The 20,138-nt window shown below is 70.2% G+C and carries 20 protein-coding genes; 9 read left to right on the forward strand and 11 right to left on the reverse strand.

Annotation, left to right across the window (positions count from 1 at the left end; genetic code table 11):
• Positions 1–1,177: DEAD/DEAH box helicase (locus ACXYMW_RS17785; protein WP_459036680.1), on the reverse strand; the 1,177-nt coding region annotated here is incomplete at its 3' end.
• Between the two features lie 476 nt (positions 1,178–1,653).
• Between ACXYMW_RS17785 and ACXYMW_RS17790 the strand changes: the two genes are divergently transcribed.
• Together ACXYMW_RS17790 and ACXYMW_RS17795 are read left to right on the forward strand one after the other, a co-directional pair.
• Positions 1,654–3,363 carry a PRC-barrel domain-containing protein gene (locus ACXYMW_RS17790; protein ID WP_459036681.1) on the forward strand — a complete coding sequence of 570 codons (1,710 nt, stop codon included), beginning with the start codon at positions 1,654–1,656 and terminating at the stop codon, positions 3,361–3,363.
• Positions 3,364–3,490: 127 nt separating this feature from the next.
• Positions 3,491–4,258, forward strand: a complete 768-nt coding sequence (locus tag ACXYMW_RS17795) for a Crp/Fnr family transcriptional regulator (protein ID WP_459036682.1) — start codon at positions 3,491–3,493, stop codon at positions 4,256–4,258.
• 22 nt (positions 4,259–4,280) lie between these two features.
• On the opposite strand, the gene ACXYMW_RS17800 is transcribed toward ACXYMW_RS17795, so the two are convergent.
• Together ACXYMW_RS17800 and ACXYMW_RS17805 are read right to left on the reverse strand one after the other, a co-directional pair.
• Positions 4,281–4,616 carry a hypothetical protein gene (locus ACXYMW_RS17800; protein ID WP_459036683.1) on the reverse strand — a complete coding sequence of 112 codons (336 nt, stop codon included), beginning with the start codon at positions 4,614–4,616 and terminating at the stop codon, positions 4,281–4,283.
• 16 nt (positions 4,617–4,632) lie between these two features.
• Positions 4,633–6,069 (reverse strand): Glu/Leu/Phe/Val family dehydrogenase, encoded by a 1,437-nt coding sequence (locus ACXYMW_RS17805; protein ID WP_459036684.1) that lies wholly within the window; start codon positions 6,067–6,069, stop codon positions 4,633–4,635.
• 356 nt (positions 6,070–6,425) lie between these two features.
• On the opposite strand from ACXYMW_RS17805, the gene ACXYMW_RS17810 reads away from it, so the two are divergent.
• The 3 genes from ACXYMW_RS17810 to ACXYMW_RS17820 are packed head-to-tail and all read left to right on the forward strand — an operon-like array spanning position 6,426 to position 9,126.
• Positions 6,426–7,859, forward strand: coding sequence for a pilus assembly protein TadG-related protein (locus tag ACXYMW_RS17810; protein ID WP_459036685.1), 1,434 nt, complete (start codon positions 6,426–6,428; stop codon positions 7,857–7,859).
• Positions 7,856–8,392 carry a TadE/TadG family type IV pilus assembly protein gene (locus tag ACXYMW_RS17815; protein WP_459036686.1) on the forward strand — a complete coding sequence of 179 codons (537 nt, stop codon included), beginning with the start codon at positions 7,856–7,858 and terminating at the stop codon, positions 8,390–8,392. The genes ACXYMW_RS17810 and ACXYMW_RS17815 overlap by 4 nt, the downstream gene beginning before the upstream one ends.
• Positions 8,393–8,403: 11 nt before the next feature.
• Complete coding sequence (locus ACXYMW_RS17820; protein WP_459036687.1) at positions 8,404–9,126, forward strand: TadE/TadG family type IV pilus assembly protein; 723 nt, start codon at positions 8,404–8,406, stop codon at positions 9,124–9,126.
• 7 nt (positions 9,127–9,133) lie between these two features.
• On the opposite strand, the gene ACXYMW_RS17825 is transcribed toward ACXYMW_RS17820, so the two are convergent.
• Positions 9,134–9,628, reverse strand: coding sequence for a hypothetical protein (locus ACXYMW_RS17825; protein ID WP_459036688.1), 495 nt, complete (start codon positions 9,626–9,628; stop codon positions 9,134–9,136).
• 141 nt (positions 9,629–9,769) lie between these two features.
• On the opposite strand from ACXYMW_RS17825, the gene ACXYMW_RS17830 reads away from it, so the two are divergent.
• Both ACXYMW_RS17830 and ACXYMW_RS17835 read left to right on the forward strand, forming a co-directional pair.
• Positions 9,770–10,591 carry an alpha/beta fold hydrolase gene (locus tag ACXYMW_RS17830; RefSeq protein WP_459036689.1) on the forward strand — a complete coding sequence of 274 codons (822 nt, stop codon included), beginning with the start codon at positions 9,770–9,772 and terminating at the stop codon, positions 10,589–10,591.
• The gene (locus tag ACXYMW_RS17835) at positions 10,588–11,595 is read left to right on the forward strand and encodes a threonine ammonia-lyase (protein ID WP_459036690.1); all 1,008 of its coding nucleotides are present in this window, start codon (positions 10,588–10,590) and stop codon (positions 11,593–11,595) included. Before ACXYMW_RS17830 ends, ACXYMW_RS17835 begins: the two co-directional genes overlap by 4 nt.
• Here the strand turns inward: ACXYMW_RS17835 and ACXYMW_RS17840 are convergent.
• From ACXYMW_RS17840 to ACXYMW_RS17850, 3 genes are read right to left on the reverse strand one after another with little or no spacing between them, the layout of a single operon-like run.
• Positions 11,565–12,896, reverse strand: a complete 1,332-nt coding sequence (locus tag ACXYMW_RS17840) for an MATE family efflux transporter (RefSeq protein ID WP_459036691.1) — start codon at positions 12,894–12,896, stop codon at positions 11,565–11,567. The genes ACXYMW_RS17835 and ACXYMW_RS17840 overlap by 31 nt on opposite strands.
• On the reverse strand, positions 12,889–13,398 hold the full coding sequence (locus ACXYMW_RS17845) for a PaaI family thioesterase (protein ID WP_459036692.1): 510 nt from the start codon (positions 13,396–13,398) through the stop codon (positions 12,889–12,891). The genes ACXYMW_RS17840 and ACXYMW_RS17845 overlap by 8 nt, the downstream gene beginning before the upstream one ends.
• Positions 13,395–13,820, reverse strand: a complete 426-nt coding sequence (locus ACXYMW_RS17850) for a PaaI family thioesterase (RefSeq protein ID WP_459036693.1) — start codon at positions 13,818–13,820, stop codon at positions 13,395–13,397. Before ACXYMW_RS17850 ends, ACXYMW_RS17845 begins: the two co-directional genes overlap by 4 nt.
• 126 nt (positions 13,821–13,946) lie before the next feature.
• Here ACXYMW_RS17850 and ACXYMW_RS17855 point away from each other — a divergent pair, with 126 nt between their 5' ends.
• Entirely contained in the window at positions 13,947–14,318 is a 372-nt protein-coding gene (locus ACXYMW_RS17855) for a MerR family transcriptional regulator (protein WP_459036694.1), read from the forward strand.
• Between the two features lie 129 nt (positions 14,319–14,447).
• Here ACXYMW_RS17855 and ACXYMW_RS17860 read toward each other — a convergent pair whose 3' ends face one another.
• The 4 genes from ACXYMW_RS17860 to mraZ are packed head-to-tail and all read right to left on the reverse strand — an operon-like array spanning position 14,448 to position 18,076.
• Positions 14,448–16,229 (reverse strand): peptidoglycan D,D-transpeptidase FtsI family protein, encoded by a 1,782-nt coding sequence (locus ACXYMW_RS17860; protein WP_459036695.1) that lies wholly within the window; start codon positions 16,227–16,229, stop codon positions 14,448–14,450.
• The gene (gene ftsL, locus ACXYMW_RS17865) at positions 16,226–16,573 is read right to left on the reverse strand and encodes a cell division protein FtsL (RefSeq protein ID WP_459036696.1); all 348 of its coding nucleotides are present in this window, start codon (positions 16,571–16,573) and stop codon (positions 16,226–16,228) included. The genes ACXYMW_RS17860 and ftsL overlap by 4 nt, the downstream gene beginning before the upstream one ends.
• Positions 16,574–17,557: a 16S rRNA (cytosine(1402)-N(4))-methyltransferase RsmH gene (rsmH, locus tag ACXYMW_RS17870; protein ID WP_459036697.1), complete on the reverse strand. Its 984-nt coding sequence runs from the start codon at positions 17,555–17,557 to the stop codon at positions 16,574–16,576.
• Positions 17,558–18,076, reverse strand: coding sequence for a division/cell wall cluster transcriptional repressor MraZ (mraZ, locus tag ACXYMW_RS17875; protein ID WP_459036698.1), 519 nt, complete (start codon positions 18,074–18,076; stop codon positions 17,558–17,560). It lies immediately after the preceding gene.
• 1,001 nt (positions 18,077–19,077) lie between these two features.
• On the opposite strand from mraZ, the gene ACXYMW_RS17880 reads away from it, so the two are divergent.
• On the forward strand, positions 19,078–19,296 hold the full coding sequence (locus ACXYMW_RS17880) for a DUF1127 domain-containing protein (RefSeq protein WP_459036699.1): 219 nt from the start codon (positions 19,078–19,080) through the stop codon (positions 19,294–19,296).
• Positions 19,297–20,138 lie beyond the last annotated feature (842 nt).

Here is a 20,138-nt window from a genome sequence, read left to right on the forward strand (position 1 = left end):
CGCGGCCGCCGCGGCGGCCCTGCCCGCCGCCGCCGCCGGCGCTGCCCTCGGGCCGGGTGCCGCCGGCGACCGGGATCTCGAGCTTCATGACCTTCTCGATCTGCCGCAGCAGGTCGGCCTCGTCCGGGGCGCAGAAGGCGATCGCCTCGCCCTCGCGCCCGGCCCGGGCGGTGCGTCCGATGCGGTGCACGTAATTGTCCGGGGTGTCGGGCAGGTCGTAGTTGATGACGTAGGCGACGCCCGGAATGTCGATGCCGCGGGCCGCCACGTCGGTGGCCACCAGCACCTTGATGTCGCCCTCGCGGAAGCCCTTGATGGCGCGGTCGCGCTGGCCCTGGCTCTTGTTGCCGTGGATCGAGGCGGCGTTGAAGCCGTCCGCCACCAGCCCCTTCATCAGCTTTTCCGAGCCGTGCTTGGTGCGGCCGAAGACCAGCGTCAGGGCCTCGGGGTCGCGGGCGAGGATCTCGCGCAGCTTGGCCGGCTTGTCGGCCTTGTCGAGGAAGAAGATCGACTGCGTCACCTTGTCGGCGGCCTTGCCCGGGGGCGAGACTTGGACCCGGCGCGGGTTGCTCAGATAGGCGCGGCTCAGCTCTTCCATCTGGGCCGGCATGGTGGCCGAGAACAGCATGGTCTGGCGCGGCGTGCCGAGCCGCGGCGCGATCTTCCGCAGCGCGTGGATGAAGCCCATGTCGAGCATCTGGTCGGCCTCGTCGAGGACCAGCGTGCGGACCTGGCCGAGATCGACCGCGCCGCGCTCCATCAGGTCGATCAGCCGGCCCGGCGTGGCGACGAGGATGTCGGTGCCGCGGCCCAGAACGCCGATCTGGCGGTTGATCGACTGGCCGCCGACGACGGTGGCGAGCCGCAGCCGCGTGCCCTCGGTCAGGGTGCGGAGGCTGTCGGAGATCTGGTTCACCAGCTCCCGGGTCGGCGCCAGGATCAGCGCCTTGGCGGTCTTCGGCGCCGGCCGGGCGGGTTCGGCCAGCAGACGGTTGACCAGCGGCAGGCCGAAGGCCAGCGTCTTGCCGGTGCCGGTCTGGGCCAGGCCCAGGATGTCGTGACCCTGCAGCGCCAGCGGCACCGCCTGGTTCTGGATCGGGGTGGGCTCGGAGAAGCCCGCGCGGTCGAGCGCGGCGGTCAGTTCGGGCGCCAGGCCCAGCATGTCGAAATCGAACAAGTGTCGTCCTTTCGCGCCGCGCGACGGAGACCCGTCCGGCACGGCGGATGTCATGGCCGCGGTCGCGGCGCACGAGGGTGTCGCGGGGCCTCGAACGGCGCGGAGTCGTTCCGCGCGGCCCGGCCCGGCGTGAAGAACCCTGCGTGATGGGGATTCCGGAAGCGTTTGCGCTGGGCGCCCCTTGGGGTCGGGGCGGTCTGCTCACGCGGCAGCGCAGCGTCCCGTGCGATCTGGACCATCGCGGCGGCAATGTCAACCGGAACCGGCCGGCAGGCCGCCGGGCGGCCCTTATGCCAAGCGGCCAACCGCTAGCAGGTATCGCGATCGGAATCCCGGGCAAGGCTTCCTTCCGGACAACCGCACCACTTCCCGTCACAGATCAAGAACTCTGCAGCCAGCGGCAATGCTCCGGAACCGCCGCGCGGCGCCGCGATTTGATCTGTCGTAATCGCTCACATTACCGGGAGGGAACATTGATGTCCCAACGTACTCCGATCCTCGCCACCACGGCGCTGACGCTGCTGCTGCCGGCGACCGCCGTGTTCGCGCAGGAAACGCCGCAGGAATGCACCGACCTGAACCTCGCCGTCGAGGAAGCGCCGGACACCCTGTTCCAGTCGCTCGATCAGGACCGCGAAGCGCTGCTGGTGATCGTCGAGGAAGGTGAGGCCGAGGCCTGCGCGCAGGCGCTGACCGAGGTCGAGACCGAAATGCAGGCCATGGGCGACAGCGAGACCGCGACCGACGGCGAGACCGCCACCGCCGAGGCCGAGGCCGTCGCCCAGGAAGAGACCACCGTCGTCCTGCAGGACAAGGCGACCATCCAGGGCACCGTCTTCGTGGAGCGCTCGAAGCCGCAGGTGTCGATCGAGGAAGGCCAGTCCGAGGTCATGGTCACCCCCGGCAAGCCCGACGTGACCGTCAGCGAGCAGGCCGCCGAGATCACCATCCGCGAGCAGCCCGCCAACGTCACCATCGACGTGCCGCAGCCGACCGTCCGGATCGAACAGCCGGCCCCCGAGATCATCATCACCATGCCCGAGCCGGGCGTCGACGTGGCCAATGCCGAGCCGCAGATCGAGGTGAAGACGGCCGAGCCGCGGGTCACCGTGTCGCAGGCCGCGCCGAAGGTCGACCTCGAGCTCGAGCCGGTCGCCGACGGCGAGGAAAGCCAGGGCATCCAGGTCAGCGACCGCAATACCGGGGAGACCTATGCCCGCGGCGAGGCCGGCGAGATGGGCGAGCTCGAGGCCGAGGTGCAGATGTCGGCGGGCGAGCCGATCATCCGCATGCAGCAGTCCGAGGACGGCCAGAACGCCAACGTCACCGTGCAGCGCGCCGAGCCGAAGATCACCTTCGAGCGTGCCGAGCCGAACGTCGAGGTCGCGCAGAGCGGCGAGCCGACGGTCGAGATCAGCCGCGTCGGCGAGCCCAAGGTGACGATCCAGCAATCCGGCGAGGGTGACACCCGTCAGGCCGAGGGCGAGCAGGAACAGCCCGCCGAGGGCGAGGCCCAGATGGCGCTGTCCGGCGAAGGCGAGGCCGAGCCGGTGGAGCAGGAGGCCGAGCAGATGGCGGCCGAGGCCGGTCAGGAAGCCGAGGAACTCGGCAACGAAACCGAGCAGATGGCAGCCGAAGCCGGTCAGGAAGCCGAGGAGCTGGGCAACGAGGCCGAGCAGATGGCGGCCGAGGCCGGTCAGGAAGCCGAAGAGCTGGGCAACGAGACCGAGCAGATGGCAGCCGAAGCCGGTCAGGAAGCCGAGGAGCTGGGCAACGAGGCCGAGCAGATGGCCGAAACCGACACCGAGGTGACCACGGAATCCTCGGGTGAGGCGACCGGCTACGCTCCGAGCGAGGGCGAAGACCTCCGTCCGCAGGTCGAGGCCGAGGGCTTCCAGCTGGTCGAGCCGGACCAGATGACGGTCGAGGAACTCGACGGTGCGCCGCTCTTCTCGGTGGACGGCAACCGCATCGGTGAAGTCGGCAACGCCGTGATGGGCGAAGACGGCAAGATCGGCCAGATCGTGGTCGAAGTGGGCGGCTTCCTTGGCCTCGGCGAAAAGGAAGTGGCGCTGGACTTCAACCAGGTCGCGGTGCTCCGCCAGGAAGAAGGTGACGACCTGCGTGCCTATGTCGACATGACGAAGGACCAGCTCACCGACATGCAGGAATGGGAAGGCCAGTAAGCGCCCGACCGATCGCCTGAGTGCGATGACCGCCCCGGGGCTTCCCGGGGCGGTTCTTCGTTCTGGCCCTCGGAACCCTGCCCGCGACCGCACGTTGGGCCGCGACGGGAGAAAGGGCGGAGCAGCGATGAGAGTGCAGACGGCGCCGCAGCGGATGCCGGACCCGGTGGCCACGACCGGGATGTTCACCGGGATGGTCGATGCCGGGTGGCTGACGCGGCTCGGCGCGGTGGAGCGGAGCGTTCCGGCGGGCGGTTGTCTCGACAATGCCGGTGTGGACAGCGTGCACGTTCTGCGCTCGGGCCTGGCCCTCGGCGAGCTCGTCGCCGGCCGCGGCCCGCGGCCGGTGCGGCTGCACTTCGCCGACGAGGTGATCGGCCCCGCAGCCCAGCGCTCGGCCTACGGAACCATCCGGCTGCGGATGCGCAGCCCCGGCACGGTGCTCACGCTGTCCCACGGCGATTTTCTCAGCCTGGCGCGCTCGGCGCCCGACCTCTTCGCCGCCCTGGCCGCGCAGATGAACTGCTCCGACGGCCGCCACGCCGACCGTCTGGCGGCGCTGCAGGCGCAGAGCGCCGATCAGCGCCTCGCCAGCCTGCTGCTTGAGGTCCGGGCCCGGCTCGCCGTGGGCGGCATCGGCAGCGGCGACCGCTTCCCGCTGCCGCTGACGCAGCGCGAACTCGGCCACCTGACCGGCACCACCGACGTCACCGTGAACCGGGTCATGCGGCGGTTGCGGAGCCGCGGCTGGCTCGAGATCGACCGGCCCTATTACCGCCTGCTGGACCGCCCGGCGCTCGAGGCGATGGCCGGGTTTTGCAGCCCGCCCTGCCCGGCCGCGCGGCGGCGCGCGCCGGAGCCCGCAGCCGCGGCGCGGACGCGCGCGCTGGCCTAACGCGGCCGCCGCGCCGCGTCGTTCAGCGCGCCTTGCAGGCTGCCGCCCAGTTCCGCCCGACTTCGGGTCCGAGCTGCGCCTCGGGCAGTGAATAGACCCAGTCGGCCACCGGTCCCACGACCCCGGCATAGGCCTGCGCGGCGCCTTGCAGGTCGTCGCGCACCGCCACCGCCGCGGCGGCGGGCGAAGCCGTTCCGCCGCGCCGCAGGGCGACCAGCGCCATCACCATGGCTGCCTGCCGGTCGCATTCCGCCGCCGGCAGCGTCTGGGCCGCGGCGCCCTGCCCCGCTCCCGCCGCGGCGATCCCCAGCAGGGCCGCGGCCAAGCCCAGCCCGTGCATTCCGTCCCGTCCCCTCATCCGGTCGCTCACTCCCTCACAATCCCTTGGCCCGGTAGCTCGCCGCCACCTTCTCGATGGCCACGATATAGGCCGCGGTGCGCAGGTCGCGGACCTCCCCGCGGCGGTGCCAGACCTCGCGCATCGACTGGTAGGCCACACGCATCGTGTCGTCGAGGCCGGAGCGCACCAGCTCGAGTTCGTCGGCCCCGCGCAGGTAGCGCTCCTTGAAGCCCGGCGACATCGACCAGGCGCCGCCGAGATAGCGGTCGAGCCGCTCCAGCTCGTCGACGATCAGCTGGTGCCGCGCCTCCTCCTGGCGGCGCTGCATGCGGCCGAAGCGGATATGGCTGAGGTTCTTGACCCATTCGAAGTAGGACACGGTGACGCCGCCGGCATTGGCGTACATGTCGGGGATCACCACGATGCCGCGCTCGCGCAGCACGTCGTCGGCGCCCGCGGTGATCGGGCCGTTCGCCGCCTCGACGACCAGCGGCGCCTGGATGGCATGGGCGTTGGTCAGGTTGATCACCCCCTCCATCGCGGCCGGGACGAGGATGTCGCAATCGTAGGTCAGCACGCTCGATCCCTCCTCGACATAGACGCCGCCGGGGCAGCCGCGCACGCCGCCGGTCTCGGCGATGTGCGCGCGCACCTTGTCGACGTCGAGCCCGCCGGGATCGGTCACCGCGCCGTCGCGCTCGATGATGCCGACGATGCGGCAGCCATCCTCCTGGCTGAGGAACTTGGCGGCGTGATAGCCGACATTGCCGAGGCCCTGCACAATCACCCGCTTGCCGTCGAGGCTGCCCGACATCCGGGCCGCGGCGAGGTCCTCGGGGTGGCGGAAGAATTCCCTGAGGGCGTATTGCACGCCGCGCCCGGTCGCCTCGACCCGCCCGGCGATGCCGCCGGAATTGACCGGCTTGCCGGTGACGCAGGCCCGGCCGTTGATGTCGGTGGTGTGCATGCGCTGGTACTGGTCGGCGATCCAGGCCATCTCGCGCTCGGAGGTGCCCATGTCGGGCGCCGGCACGTTCTGGGCCGGGTTGATCAGATCGCGCTTGATCAGTTCGTAGGCGAAGCGGCGGGTGATCTGCTCGATCTCGTGCGGTTCCCAGTCGCGCGGATCGACGCGCAGCCCGCCCTTCGAGCCGCCGAACGGCGCTTCCACCAGCGCGCATTTGTAGGTCATCAGCGCGGCCAGCGCCTCGACCTCGTCCTGGTTCACCGACAGCGCGTAGCGGATGCCGCCCTTGACCGGCTCCATGTGTTCGGAATGCACCGCCCGGTAGCCGGTGAAGGTGTGGATCGCCCCCCTGAGCCGCACCCCGAAACGCACCGTGTAGGTGGCGTTGCAGACCCGGATCTTCTCTTCGAGCCCGGGGCTGAGATCGAGCAGCTTCACGGCGCGGTTGAACATCAGATCGACGCTCTCGCGGAAGGACGGCTCGTTCATGGGGACGTAGTTCATTCCGATCTCCTCCTGTTGGGGCGGCGCGCCGCGTGCCGGGGATGCGGGGCCGGGCCTGACCCACCCTAGCGCAACATTGCCTGCGGAAAACCGTCGATGCGGATCGCGGGGATTCGCTGCCCTTCGGGCCGCTTTCGTGGACACCGCGTGGAAAAGCCCGGGATTGTCGCCGCCACCGGCCGCGGCGCCGCAATTAAGAAGGCCGGCCGCCCAACTTCCGCCGGCTTAGGGCGTCATCAAGGACGGGTACGGCCCCCGTCCGTCCGCGGCCGCGCCCACCCGGGCGCCGTGCGGCGCATTCGGGGCGGGGCCCCCCAGTTCAGGTTCCCGGAGTTGACCGGGCGGAAAGGTGTGGAATGCGCAAACCGCCAAACCTGTCTTGCACGCCACATTCCCTCCGCGGCCGCGCGGCGCGCCGCGCCGCCCGCGCGCTCGGGCGCTTTGCCGCGGACGAATCCGGGTCGCTGTCGATTTTCGGCCTTTTCGCGGCGCTCGGGCTGATCGCCATCGGCGGCGTCGGCATCGACCTGATGCGCGCCGAATACACCCGCAACAGCATCCAGAACACGCTCGACCAGGCGGTGCTGGCGGCGGCGGATCTCGAACAGGTCCTGGACCCGACCCTGGTGGTCACCGACTACCTCGAGAAGATGGATCTGGGCACCGCGCTTAACAGCGTGGTGGTGGACCGCGGCCTGAACTACAAGGTGGTGACCGGCGAGGCCTCGGTCGACGCGCCGTCGAACTTCACCCGGCTGCTGGGCCTCGAGACCCTGCGCTCGGCCGGGCTCGCCACCGCCGAGGAGCGCATCGCCAATGTCGAGATCTCGCTGGTCCTCGATATTTCCGGCTCGATGGTCCATGGCAGCAAGATGCCGCAGCTCAAGGAGGCGGCCTCCACCTTCGTCGACACCGTGCTCGACCAGAATGTCGACGACCTCGTCTCGATCTCGCTGGTGCCGTATTCCGAGCACGTCAATGCCGGGCCGGACATCACCCGGCATCTCAGCGTCGACTGGAAGCACGGCTACTCGCACTGCCTGGAATTCCCGGAGGCGCATTTCGGCTCCGTGGCGCTCGACACCGCCCATGCCTTCGAGCAGATGCAGCACTTTCAGTGGAACTACAGCGGATCCAACAAGCTCACCAACACGGTCTGCCCGCGCTACGATTACGAGCGCATCCGCCCCTTCAGCCAGGACGGCACCAAGCTGAAGCAACAGATCGCCAAGCTCGAGCCGCGCGCCGGGACCTCGATCTTCCTCGGCATGAAATGGGCGGCGGCGCTGCTCGACCCGTCCACCCGGGCCCTGAACGATGCGCTGATCGCCGACAAGACGGTCGATGCCGCCTTTGCCGGCCGCCCGGCGGATCACGGCGACCGCAACACCCTGAAGACCATCGTGCTGATGACCGACGGCCAGCACGACCGTTCGAACCGGATCGCCGACTGGGCCTACGATTCCCCGAGCGACGTGGCGCATTGGGCCAAGTACAACCTCTGGCACTACCTGTCGGGTTTTGCCAACCGCAGCAGCTGGGGCGCCTTCCACTACCAGAAATACGACGCCGCCACCGGCGACCAGCTCCTGGCCTCGCTCTGCGACGCCGCCAAGGCCGCCGGCATCGTCATCTGGTCGATCGGCTTCGAGGTCCAGGATCACGGCGCCAACGTGATGCGCAGCTGCGCCTCCTCGCCGGCGCATTTCTTCCGCGTCGAGGGCGTCGAGATCGAGGATGCCTTCTACGCCGTCGCCCGCGCCATCAACCAGCTGAGGCTCATCCAATGACCCGCTTCGCGTTCCCCCGCCTGCGCCGGTTCCTCGCCGACGAGGATGGCTCTTCCGTGGTGCCGGCAGCGCTCTGGATCCCGGCCTTCATGGTGCTGCTGGCCTCGGGCGTCGAACTGGGCGCCTATTCGGCGCGCAACACGGCGCTGGAAAGCGCGCTCGACCGGACGGTGCGCGACGTGCGGCTGGGCAAGCCCGGGCTCGACAGCCACGACGCGCTGAAGACGGCGATCTGCGACCGCGCGGCGATCCTGCCGGCCTGCGAGGAGACGCTGCTGCTCGAGATGATCCGCCTCGACCTGCGCGACTGGGTGGCGCCGCCCACGGCGGTCGCCTGCCACGACGCCGCGCAGGAGGTCTCGCCGGTGGTGCGCTTCGAGCATGGCCGCAACAACGAGATGATGCTGCTGCGCGCCTGCTACGTGGTCGAGCCGCTGTCGCCGACCACCGGGCTCGGGGCGCGCATCGCCACGAACGCCGCCGGCCAGATGGCGCTGGTCGCCCAGGCCGCCTTCGTGCACGAACCGGGATGAGGGAGAGCAGAATGATCCAGCGCATCGGACGCCACCTCGCGCGGTTCGCCCGCGACGACCGGGGCAACATCACCGTCGAGGCGATCATCATGTTGCCGGTCCTGCTCTGGCTGTTCGGCGCGATCTGGGTCTGGTTCGACGTCTCGCGGCAGCAGAGCCTGAACCAGAAGGTGAACTACACGATCGGCGACATGATCTCGCGCGAGACCGAACCGCTCGATCACACCTATATCGACAACGCCTACCGGCTCGCCATGGCGATGTTGAACCAGACCCCCGAGGAGACCGACCTGCGCATCACCGCCATCGGCTTCCAGTCCAAGGGCAAGGGGGTAGGCAGCGCGCCGATCCTCGAGGTCGCCTGGTCGCATGCCCGCGGCGAAAAGCCGATCTGGTCCGGCGACATCTCCGCGCTTGCGCAGGACATCCCGCTGATGGCCCGGGGCGACCAGCTGATCCTGGTGGAGACCTGGTCGGACCACGATCCGATCTTCGAGGCCGGGCTGGCGCCGTTCCAGATCGCCGTGCATTCCTTCACCCGGCCGCGCTTCACCCCGCAGGTCCTGTTCGACATCAACTCGGACAAGCAGAACAACGGCTGGGGCAACGGCGACCAGGACGCGCCGGGCAATTCACTCTGCAACAACAATGCCGAGAATTACGACGAGGCGCTGGCCGCGGTGGAATGCCTGGTCGACAACCTTGACGGGGCGGTGAACACCGGCGGCGTCTAGGCCCGGCTCAGGCGCCGGGGCCGCGGCCCTCGCGCCGGGCGATCAGCATGGCGATGGCGTCGGCCATCGGGCGGGTCTGTCCGCCCGAGGTCACGCCGCCGACCGCGACGCGGCGCCCCATCCGCCACCACAGGCCGGGCCGCCACACCCGCCCCTGCGGCGTGTCGAGCAGCAGCAGGAAGCCGTTCGAGGGCTTCATCGCGAAGACCGAGCGGTCGACCTTCACCACGTTCTCGATCCGGGCCAGCACCTCGCCGCCCTCCTCGGAGAGTTCGGTCTCCGTGAGCCGCAGCACCGCGCGGGTCGCGCGCTCCATCCGCGTCGCCGCCCAGAGCGCCGCCAGACCGGCGACCCCGAAGCCCACCGCCCAGATCCCCGCCGAGGGCGTGGTCGCGGCCATCAGAAGGAAAAGCCCGCCCAGCGCCGCCAGCGCCGTGATGCCGAACCAGCGGCGTCCCGGGGAGGCGCTTATCCGCATCAACACCTGCTCTTCGCCGTCCATCTTCTGCGCTCCTGTTTGGCCCCGGCCCTGCCCTAGCGCCCCGCCGCGGCAAAGCAAAGCCGCCAGCGCCCGGAATGGCGCTTTCCCCGCCCTGCCGGCCATGCCAGTGTCGCCGCGATCCGCTGCCGCAGGGAAGATCCGATGCCACGCTTCACCACCTCCGACGGGCTGTCGCTCCACTATGCCGACGAAGGGCGCGGCCTGCCGCTGCTCTGCCTCGCCGGACTGACCCGCGACCACACGGATTTCGACTACCTCGCCCCGCATCTCGATGGCGTGCGGCTGATCCGCATGGATTACCGCGGCCGCGGCCAGTCCGACTGGGGCGATCCCGGCGCCTACCAGATCGCGGTCGAGGGGCGCGACGCGCTGGAGCTGCTCGACCATCTGGGGGTGGAGAGTGCGGCAGTGCTGGGCACCTCGCGCGGCGGGCTCATCGCCATGGTGCTGGCCGCCACCGCCAAGGACCGGCTGCGCGGCGTGGCGCTCAACGATATCGGCCCCGAGATCGCCGAGACCGGGCTCGACGCGATCAAGGGCTATCTCGGCCGCGACCCCGTCTGGAAAAGCTTCGCCGAGGCCGCCCGCGCCCGGCCGCAGGTCATGGGCGGCTTTGCCAACGTGCCGGCCGAGCGCTGGGAGACCGAGGTCCGCAAGCTCTACCGCGAGGGCCCGGAGGGGCTGACCATTCCCTACGATCCCGCCCTGCGCGAGGCGGTGCTCGAGGGCGGCGCGCAGCCGGCGCCGGATCTCTGGCCGCTCTTCGACGCGCTTGCGGGCCTGCCGCTCTGCGTGCTGCGCGGCGCCAATTCCGACCTGCTGTCGGAGGCGACCTTCGCCGAGATGCAGGCGCGGCGGCCCGACATGATCGCCGCCACGGTGCCCGATCGCGGCCATATCCCGTTCCTCGACGAGCCTGAGGCGCTGGACGCGCTGCGGCGCTGGCTGGCGATGCTGGCATGAGCGCGCCCGACATCGCCCGCATCCGCGCCGCCGCCGCCCGGCTCGACGGCCATGCCCGGCGCACGCCTCTGCTGTCGTCGCCGTTTCTCGACGAGATCGCCGGGCGGCGGGTGCTGGTGAAGGCGGAATGCCTGCAGCACACCGGCAGCTTCAAGTATCGCGGCGCCCGCGCCGCGCTCTCGGCGCTGACCACCGCGGCGCGGGCAGCGGGCGTGCTGGCCTATTCCTCGGGCAACCACGCCCAGGGCGTGGCCCGCGCGGCGGCGGAGCTCGGCGCGCCTGCGGTGATCTTGATGCCGGCCGATGCGCCGCGGCTGAAGATCGCCAATACCCGCGCGCTGGGCGCCGAGGTGGTGCTCTACGACCGCGCGACCGAGGACCGCAACGCGCGGGGCGACGCGCTGGCGGCGGAGCGCGGGCTGACCCTGATCCGCCCCTTCGACGACGCCGAGGTGATCGCCGGGCAGGGCTCGGTCGGGCTGGAGATCGCCGAGGAGGTCGACGCCCTGGGCGTCAGCCGCGCCACGGTGCTGACCTGCTGCGGCGGCGGCGGGCTCTCGGCCGGCATCGCGCTGGCGCTCGAGGCCTGCGCGCCGGGCCTGCGGGTGCGCCCGGTGGAGCCCCGGGGCTTCGACGACACCGCGCGCTCGCTTGCCGCCGGGCGCCGGCTGGCCAATGCCGGGCCGGAGCGCGGCTTCTGCGACGCCATCCTGACCCCCAGCCCCGGGGCGCTGACCTTCCCGATCCTGGCGCGGCTCGCCGGGCCCGGCCTCGTGGTCTCGGACGCGGAGGTGCGGCAGGCGATGGCGTTGGCCTTCCTGCGGCTCAAGATCGTCGCCGAGCCGGGCGGCGCGGTGGCGCTGGCCGCGGCGCTGTTCCGGGCGGAGGAGATCGACGGCGACGCGGTGATCGTCACGGTCTCGGGCGGCAATGTCGATGCCGCGGTCTTCGCCGACGCGCTCGCCGCCGCCGATCAGCCGGTGGCGCGCTCCAGGGCCGGGTAGCGCGCGCCCAGCGTGACGGCACGGAACACGAAGGACATCAACATCGCCGCCCAGAGCCCGTGATTGCCCCAGACCGGCGCCAGCACCAGCACGGCGGCGAAATAGCCCAGCGCGGAGAGCAGCATCATGTTGCGCATGTCGGCGGTGCGGGTGGCGCCGATGAAGATGCCGTCGAGCATCCAGGAGGCCAGCCCGACCAGCGGCGCCGCCACCATCCAGGGCAGGTAGGCGCGGGCCGCGTCGCGCACCGACTGCGCCTCGGCCATGGTGTCGATGAGCCAGGGCCCGAGGCTCCAGAAGGCCAGCGCCAAGAGCGCCGCCGCCGCCAGCCCCCAGAGCGAGGACAGCCAGGCGGCGCGGCGCAGCGTGTGCACCGAGCGCGCCCCCAGCGCCTGCCCGACCATCGCCTCGGCGGCGAAGGCGAAGCCGTCGAGCCCGTAGGCGGTGATCTGCAGGAACTGCATCAGCACCTGGTTGGCGGCAAGCGGCACGTCGCCGAAATCCGAGGCGATGAACAGGAAGGACAGGAACACCGATTGCAGCAGCAGCGACCGGATCAGGATGTCGGAATTGACCCGGCCCATGCGGATCAGCTTGGCGCGGTCGAAGACCCGGCCCCAATCGCGCCAGTCCTGCACCCGGAAGGCGGCGCGGCAGAGCCAGAGCCCCAGCGCCAGCCCCGACCATTCGGCGAGGAAGGTGGCGATGGCCACACCCTCGACGCCCCAGCCGAGGCCGAGCACGAACCACAGGTCGAGCACGATGTTGACGCCGTTCATCCAGACCTGCAGCGCCAGCACCGCGCCGGTGCGCTCGGCCGCGATCAGCCAGCCGAGGATGCCGTAGATGGCGATGGCGGCGGGCGCCGACCAGATGCGGATCGCCATGTAGGAGCGCGCCAGCGCCTCGACCTCGTCCGAGGCGGGTGAGAGCCGGAAGGCGCCGGCGAAGATCAGCGGCTGCAGCACGATGATCGCGGCGCCGCCCGCCAGCCCGATCATCAGCGCCCGGGTCAGCAGCGCCGCCACCTCGGCGCGGTTGCCCTCGCCCGCGGCCTGCGCGGCGAGCCCCGTCGTGCCCATGCGCAGGAAGCCGAAGACCCAGTAGATCGCCGACAGGATGATCGCGCCGATGCCCACCGCGCCGATCGGCGCGGCGGTGCCCATCTGGCCCACCACGCCGGTATCGACGGCGCCGAGAATCGGCACCGTGGCGTTCGACAGCACGATCGGCAGGGCGATCTTCAGCACCCGGCGATGGGTGACGGCCCGCGGCGCGGCCGGCACGGCGCTGTCAGCCATCGCGATCGGGCATCAGGAAATGCGCCGTGGCCTGCGCCATGGGGCGGTCGCGGTGATCCTGCCAGGCCTCGGCCTGCACGCTGGCATAGCGCCGCCCCGAGCGCGTCACCCGGGCCCGGGCATAGGAATCGCGCGGCAGGCCGGAGCGCAGGTAATCCACCGTGAAGTCGATGGTCTTGGGCAGGCGCGGCAATTGCCCGGATTCCAGGTCCTCGAGCTTCAGCGTGCCCGATTCGACGTCCTCCCAGAGCCAGGAATAGCTCAGCGAGACCAGCGCCGTGACCTCGAGGAAGGCCGCCGTCACGCCGCCATGAATGGCCGGCAGGAACGGGTTGCCGATGAGCTCGTCCTTGAAGGACAGCACGCCGGTCAGCTCGTCGCCGCGGCGGTCGAAGCGGATGCCCAGGAACTGGATGTAGGGCACCCCGGCGGCGAGCGCGTTCAGCGCGGCGTCGCGGCGCTGCTTGATCACCTGGACGGGTTCGGGGGGCCGGCGGTTCATGGCTTGCGCTCCACCGTGAAGGCGCCGGTGGCGGTGGCCACCGGGTTGTCGCGGTCGTCGTCCATCGCCACCGCGCGCACGAAGGCCACGGAGCGGGTGATGTGGTGGCAGGTCGCCTCGGCGACGATGGTCTGGCCGGGCTGCGCGGCGCGCATGTAATCGATGCGCAGGTCGATGGTGGCGGTGCCGGCGGGGGCCGAGGGATGGCTCATCACCGCCGCCCCGCCCGACGTGTCCATCAGCGCCGAGACCGCGCCGCCATGGATCACCCCGGTCTGCGGATCGCCCACGAGACGCGGATCCCAGGGCATCTCGATGCGCGCGAAGCCGTCGCCGATCTCCGAGATCACCATGCCCAGCGCGCGGCAATGCGGCAGCGCGGCGATGAACTGCTTGGCGATCCTGTCCTTGTCGGCGCTCATCCGCGGCCTCCCGGTAACCTGCCGCATTGTTTGATCATCCCGGCCCGGGGCGCGCAAGCCCGGGGGCTGCTTGCCCGTCCGTCGCGCCGGTCCTAGAGTGGCCCGAGATCGCCCGAAGGAGCCGCGATGCCCGAGACCCGTCTCAGCTTCAAGGAGATGTGCGCCAAGTTCGACGTCACGCCGCGGACCTTGCGCTACTACGAATACATCGAATTGCTGCAGCCCGAGCGCGACGGCCGCGCGCGCTATTACGGCGCGCGCGAGATCGCCCGCATGACGCTGATCCTGCGCGGCCGCCGCTTCGGCTTCCAGCTCGAAGACATCCGGCAATGGCTGCTGATCTACGAGAAGGACGGCACCGAGGCGCAGATGCGGGCCTGGATCGCGCTGGCGGACCGCCAGATGGGCGAGCTCGAGGAGCAGCGCCGGCAGCTCGATGCCGCCATGGACGAATTGCGGCGGCTGCGCGAGGAGACGGCGCGGGAACTGGGCGACTGAGCCCGCGCCGCGGGCGCGCGCCCCGGGGCGGACCGGCATCGCGGGCCATCCCCCTGCGGAGAACCCGGCACAGCCCCGCGCGGGGCGCGGCGCGCGTCCCGGCCTGCGCCAGGCGCGCCGCGCCGGCGCTCAGTTGCGCGCCAGGGTGAGCCCGGTGCGCAGGTCGAATTCCGGCCGCAGGCCAAGCAGCGGGGCGACCCGGTTGACCATTTCGGCGGCCACCGGCACCGCGGTCCAGCCGGCGGTGCGGCGGGGTTCGGGGCCCGAGGTTTCCACCGGCTCGTCCAGCGTCACCACGAGCACGTAGCGCGGATCGTAGGCCGGGAACATCGCCGCGAAGGTGGCGATCACCTTGTCCTTGTAATAGCCGCCGCCGCGCTCCTTCGGCTTGTCGGCGGTGCCGGTCTTGCCGGCGACGTGGTAGCCCGGCACCTCGGCGAAGCTCGCCGTGCCCTCAGTCACCACCTTGCGCAGCATGATCTGCGCGGCGCGCGCCGCCTCCTCGCTCATCACCTGGGGGCCGGCCTGGGGGCCGTCCTGCTTCAGCAGGGTCGGCCGCACCATGCGCCCGCCATTGGCGATGGCGGCATATCCGGTCGCCAGATGCAGCGGCGAGCTGGAAATGCCGTGGCCGTAGGAGATCGTCACCGAGGAGAGCTCGGTCCATTGCTTGGGCAGCAGCGGCGCCCCGCCCTTGGCCTCGACGATCTCGAGCGGGGTCGGATCGAAGAAGCCCAGCTTCTTCAGGAAATCCTGCTGGCGCTCGCCGCCGATCTGCAGCGCCAGCCGCGCGGTGCCGCGGTTGGAGCTGTTGATGATGATCTCCTCGACGGTCTGGAGACCGTAATTCTTGTTGCGGAACTCGCCGATGCGGAAGCCGCCCACCTTCATCGGCGGCGCCGTGTCGATCACCGTCTGCGGATAGACGAGCCCCAGATCCACCGCCTGGGCGGCGGCGAAGATCTTGAAGGTCGAGCCCAGCTCGTAGACCCCCTGAACCGCGCGGTTGAAGAGCGGGCTGTCCGAGGGCGAGCCCTCGGTCGGCGGCAGCGGCCGCGAATTCGGGTCGAAATCCGGCAGCGAGGCGATCGAGATCACCTCGCCGGTCTGGGCGTCCATCAGCACCGCCGCGGCGCCGCGGGCATTCATCAGCATCATGCCGCCGGCCAGCACCCGCTCCACCGCGGCCTGCACGGTCAGGTCGATGGAGAGCTGGATCGGCTGGCCCGCCCGGCCCGGATCGCGCAGCTCCTCGTCGAAGAAGCGCTCGAGCCCGGCGGAGCCCACCACCTCGGCCGAGTGCACGCCCTCCTGGCCGAAGCGGGTGCCGCCGAGCACGTGGCTGGCCAGCTTGCCGTTCGGATAGAGACGCATGTCGCGCGGCCCGAACAGCAGCCCCGGCTCGCCGATATCGTGCACCGCCTGCATCTGTTCGGGGCTCAGGGTCTTGCGCACCCAGGCGAACTTGCGCTTGCCGGTGAAGATCTTCAGCAGCTGGTCGCGCTCGAGATCCGGGAAGATGCGCACCAGCTCGTCGGCCGCGCGCTGCGGCTCGATCATCTGCTGCGGATGCGCGTAGAGCGAATAGGTCTCCATGTTGGTGGCGAGGATGCGGCCCTTGCGGTCGGTGATGTCGGCCCGCCCCGACACGATCGCGGCGCCGGGCGCCTGGGCCCGCGGCTCGGAGGGTTCGGAGGCCGCCAGCATGCCCATCCGGGCCCCCACCACCGCGAAGGCGCAGAAGAAGGCGACGCCGAGGATCAGCAGCCGGCTCTCGGCCCGCATCCGCGAGCGGTCGCGCATCTGCTCGTGCCGGATGCGCAGGTTCTCGCGTTCGATGGCATCGGGGTTCTCGCCGCTGCGGCGGGCGTCGAGGATGCGGGCGAGCGGCCGCAGGGGGGTGCGGATCATGGCTGGTCGGCTCCGGCGCTGGTGACGTCCACGGGATCGGAGATGACGAGGTCGGGCGGCGCCGGATAGGCGACCTGGTCGACCCGTCCGAACTGCTCGGCCCGGAACGGCAGCAGGCCGAGCCGGTCGAAGTTCATGTCGGCGAGATCGCGGAGCCGGTCGGGGCGGTTCAAATAGGCCCATTCGGCGCGCAGGATGGCCAGCCGTTCATGCGCCTGGCCGATGTCGCGCGACAGGGCCTCGACCCGGGAGATCGCCGCCTGGGTGGTGTAGTTCTCGTGATAGGCCCAGAAGGCGAGACCGATCACCGCCGTCGAGGTCAACAAGTAGATCAGGGTCCGCATCTATCGGTCCTTCTTCAGTTGCGGGCGGGCGATGTCGCCGGGGGCCACCGGGCTGGCCGCGGCGTCGGTGCGGCGCGCCACCCGCAGCTTGGCGGAGCGGGCGCGCGGGTTGGCGGCCAGTTCCTCGGCATCGGGCCCCACCGCCTTGCGGGTCACCAGTTCGAAGCGGGGTGCCACCTCCTCCTCCAGCGGCTGGAAGCGGTTGGCGCGGCCGGTGCGCGCGGCGGCGATCTGCAGGAAGCGCTTGACCATGCGGTCCTCGACCGAATGGAAGGTCACCACCGCCAGGTGCCCGCCCGGACGCAGCACCCGCTCGGCCGCCATCAGGCCCTCGTGCAGGGCGCCGTATTCGTCGTTGACCGCGATGCGCAGCGCCTGGAAGGACCTTGTGGCGGGGTGCGACTGGCCGGGCTTGGGCCGCGGCAGGCAGGATTCGACGATCTCGGCCAGCTGCAGCGTGGTCTCGATCGGCGCCTCGGCGCGGGCCCGCAGGAGGGCGCGGGCGATGCGGCGGGAGGCGCGCTCCTCACCGTAGATGTAGAGGATGTCCGCCAGCTCGGCCTCGCCGGCGCCGTTGACCAGATCGGCGGCGCTCGGCCCGTCCGATCCCATCCGCATGTCGAGCGGTCCGTCCTTCTGGAACGAGAAGCCGCGCTCCGCCTGGTCGAGCTGCATCGAGCTCACCCCGAGATCGAGCACCACGCCCTCCACCGCCTCGGCATGGCGGTCCATCTCGGCGAAATTGGCCTCCACGAGGCGCAGCCGGTCGCCCCATTGCCCGGCCCAGTCCGCCGCCATGCGGTGTGCCAGCGGGTCGCGGTCGATGCCGATGACGCACTCGGCGCCGGCCTCGAGCAGGCCGCGGGCATAGCCCCCGGCGCCGAAGGTGCCGTCGATCCAGGTGCCGGTGACCGGGGCCACCGCCGCGAGCAGGGGCCGCAGCAGGACCGGGACATGCGCAGGGGTGGCGGCCGGCCCGGCCATTCAGGCCACCTCCTCCGCGTCCTCGTCCTCGTCGAGCAGCTCCAGCGGGTCGAAGTCCTCGGGCATGTCGTCGAGATATTCCTCGGTCGCGGCGATCTCGGCCTCGTAGGCCTCGGGGCTCCAGATCTGGAACGTGTCGACGTTGGAGGCGAAATAGGCCTCGCCGCTGATGCCGATCTTGTCGCGCAGCTTGGCCGGCAGAACGATGCGCCCGGTCTCGTCGACGCTGGTCTGCGTGGATTGGGTCGAGAACAGCCGTTCCAGCAGGCGGCGCTTCTGCGAGCCGCGCTTCATCCGGCTGATGCGCTCCTCGACCTCCTCGAACTCGGCGATCGTGTAGCATTCGAGGTATTTGCGGCGGTGATCGCCGTAAACGATGACGAAGTTGGGGTTGAGGCCCTGGGTCCAGTCCGGGTCGCCGGCTTCGAGGACGCGACGAAATCCGGCCGGGATCGACACCCGGCCCTTGCCGTCCACCTTGTGACGGCTCTCGCCTCTGAACCTCAGCCTGCGGCCCATATTCCGCCCGGTCCCTCTGTCCCGCCCCCGGAAATGGAAAACGGCGGGTCGATCCGCTGCCATCGATCGACCCGCCGTCCTGTCCCCGCTTGATGCGGGTAGATCCGATGCGCACACCACTCTGGGGGGATTTTATGCTCGTGTGCGCGGTCGAATTTTCGTTTTGGACGAGAGCGGAACTGCCTGTATGAAGCCTGCTCTGTTTTTATGAAGTCTCGCGGATCGTTGGATTTTGTCCGCTGTTCGCTCCGTCTCTCGTCGTACAAAAGGGATGCCATGGGAATGCATGGGACGCAACTGAAAAATCCCTGCCCGCTACCCAATGTGGCCAGGCGCCCCTGTGGATAACTATATGTTGGGGTGAACAATCACGGCGCCGTTACCCCATATAGGCAGCACCACCGCGGGATCACACCATATCTATGGGGACGATTAACGTTTGTGACGGAACTGTGGCGCTCAGAAATTCGTTGAGCCAATCGAATTCCGCTCTGCGAAGCTGTGACGGAAAAGTCGCAAACCCGCCCGCGACGCCCTTTTCCGAGGTCCAATCCGGGGAATCGCGGCCCGGGATTCGGGTTTTCGACGCCGCATCCCAAGCTTTCCCCTGACCGGCCCATCGTGTCCCATGGATCGGGGCCATTCCGTCCCATGCGCTCCCAGGAGGTGCCATTCCCGATCTCGCCGCCCCCGCCCGCGCTGCCGCGGCTCCGCGCGCCGCCTGTGCGAGGCGCCCGCTCTATAGACTCCGGACAAAGAACGCGCCCTCGAGGCCGCGGGTTGGGCTGCGCGAAACCGCCTCAAATGACCCGACGACACCCGCGTCGGGCCCCCGAAAGGACCTAGGGTCAAGGTGAGGCATTCCGCGGAAGTGCCTGATTTCGCGGCAAGTATATTCTTGCGCTTTCTGCATAGCGGCCTTGTCGACACGTCCATTGTGCAGGTGCAGCATCAGCGCCAAGTTAGCGTCAACACAGAACGACAGCCAATGGAGATGACCAATGGCATATGCACAGACCCTGAACGACGTCCGCGGCACCGGCCTCGGCAACCGCCTCTCCGCCCTGGTCGCGGAGTTCCGCGCCAACCGTGCCCGCAAGCGTGTCTACAAGCAGACCGTGGCCGAACTCTCGATGCTGAGCAACCGGGAACTGGCCGATCTGGGCCTCGGCCGCTCCGAGATCCGGCGGGTGGCCTACCAGGCCGCCTACGAGGCCTGACGCCAAAGCGCTGCAGCGCAGAAAAATCTTCGCGGAGAGGAAACCCGGCCGACGAAACGGCGTTGCCTCCCCGAGACAGGGACGAGTTCCCAGACAAGACATCGCCGGATTGGACGCCCTGCGGCTCCCCTCCGGCATCCGAGCTGATGGCCCTTCTCCTCCTCCCTTGAGGGTCATCGGATCAGCGGCGGCGCCCTCCTCCTCCCTGGCGTCGCCGCACCGAACATCGCCGGATCGGAGCCCCGCGTTCCCCTCCGGCACCCGAGCTGATGGCCCTTCTCCTCCTCCCTTGGGGTCATCGGATCAGCGGCGGCGCCCTCCTCCTCCCTGGCGTCGCCGCACCGAACATCGCCGGATCGGACGCCCCGCGCTCCCCTCCGGCACCGAGCTGATGGCCCTTCTCCTCCTCCCTTGGGGTCATCGGATCAGCGGCGGCGCCCTCCTCCTCCCTGGCGTCGCCGCACCGAACATCGCCGGATCGGAGCCCCGCGCTCCCCTCCGGCACCCGAGCTGATGGCCCTTCTCCTCCTCCCTTGGGGTCATCGGATCAGCGGCGGCGCCCTCCTCCTCCCTGGCGTCGCCGCACCGAACATCGCCGGACAGGACGCCTCGCGCTCCCCTCCGGCACCCGAGCTGATGGCCCTTCTCCTCCTCCCTGGGGTCATCGGATCAGCGGCGGCGCCCTCCTCCTCCCTGGCGTCGCCGCACCGAACATCGCCGGATCGGACGCCTCGCGCTCCCCTCCGGCACCGAGCTGATGGCCCTTCTCCTCCTCCCTTGGGGTCATCGGATCAGCGGCGGCGCCCTCCTCCTCCCTGGCGTCGCCGCATCCCCTCCTCCCC

Source organism: Roseivivax sp. CAU 1761 (assembly GCF_054482755.1).

Excerpts from the sequence above, each read along its gene's own strand:
- ACXYMW_RS17790 (WP_459036681.1), top strand. The coding sequence starts at position 1,654 with ATGTCCCAACGTACTCCGATCCTCGCCACCACGGCGCTGACGCTGCTG.
- ACXYMW_RS17795 (WP_459036682.1), top strand. The coding sequence starts at position 3,491 with ATGAGAGTGCAGACGGCGCCGCAGCGGATGCCGGACCCGGTGGCCACG.
- ACXYMW_RS17800 (WP_459036683.1), bottom strand. The coding sequence starts at position 4,616 with ATGAGGGGACGGGACGGAATGCACGGGCTGGGCTTGGCCGCGGCCCTG.
- ACXYMW_RS17805 (WP_459036684.1), bottom strand. The coding sequence starts at position 6,069 with ATGAACTACGTCCCCATGAACGAGCCGTCCTTCCGCGAGAGCGTCGAT.
- ACXYMW_RS17810 (WP_459036685.1), top strand. The coding sequence starts at position 6,426 with ATGCGCAAACCGCCAAACCTGTCTTGCACGCCACATTCCCTCCGCGGC.
- ACXYMW_RS17815 (WP_459036686.1), top strand. The coding sequence starts at position 7,856 with ATGACCCGCTTCGCGTTCCCCCGCCTGCGCCGGTTCCTCGCCGACGAG.
- ACXYMW_RS17820 (WP_459036687.1), top strand. The coding sequence starts at position 8,404 with ATGATCCAGCGCATCGGACGCCACCTCGCGCGGTTCGCCCGCGACGAC.
- ACXYMW_RS17825 (WP_459036688.1), bottom strand. The coding sequence starts at position 9,628 with ATGGACGGCGAAGAGCAGGTGTTGATGCGGATAAGCGCCTCCCCGGGA.
- ACXYMW_RS17830 (WP_459036689.1), top strand. The coding sequence starts at position 9,770 with ATGCCACGCTTCACCACCTCCGACGGGCTGTCGCTCCACTATGCCGAC.
- ACXYMW_RS17835 (WP_459036690.1), top strand. The coding sequence starts at position 10,588 with ATGAGCGCGCCCGACATCGCCCGCATCCGCGCCGCCGCCGCCCGGCTC.
- ACXYMW_RS17840 (WP_459036691.1), bottom strand. The coding sequence starts at position 12,896 with ATGGCTGACAGCGCCGTGCCGGCCGCGCCGCGGGCCGTCACCCATCGC.
- ACXYMW_RS17845 (WP_459036692.1), bottom strand. The coding sequence starts at position 13,398 with ATGAACCGCCGGCCCCCCGAACCCGTCCAGGTGATCAAGCAGCGCCGC.
- ACXYMW_RS17850 (WP_459036693.1), bottom strand. The coding sequence starts at position 13,820 with ATGAGCGCCGACAAGGACAGGATCGCCAAGCAGTTCATCGCCGCGCTG.
- ACXYMW_RS17855 (WP_459036694.1), top strand. The coding sequence starts at position 13,947 with ATGCCCGAGACCCGTCTCAGCTTCAAGGAGATGTGCGCCAAGTTCGAC.
- ACXYMW_RS17860 (WP_459036695.1), bottom strand. The coding sequence starts at position 16,229 with ATGATCCGCACCCCCCTGCGGCCGCTCGCCCGCATCCTCGACGCCCGC.
- ftsL (WP_459036696.1), bottom strand. The coding sequence starts at position 16,573 with ATGCGGACCCTGATCTACTTGTTGACCTCGACGGCGGTGATCGGTCTC.
- rsmH (WP_459036697.1), bottom strand. The coding sequence starts at position 17,557 with ATGGCCGGGCCGGCCGCCACCCCTGCGCATGTCCCGGTCCTGCTGCGG.
- mraZ (WP_459036698.1), bottom strand. The coding sequence starts at position 18,076 with ATGGGCCGCAGGCTGAGGTTCAGAGGCGAGAGCCGTCACAAGGTGGAC.
- ACXYMW_RS17880 (WP_459036699.1), top strand. The coding sequence starts at position 19,078 with ATGGCATATGCACAGACCCTGAACGACGTCCGCGGCACCGGCCTCGGC.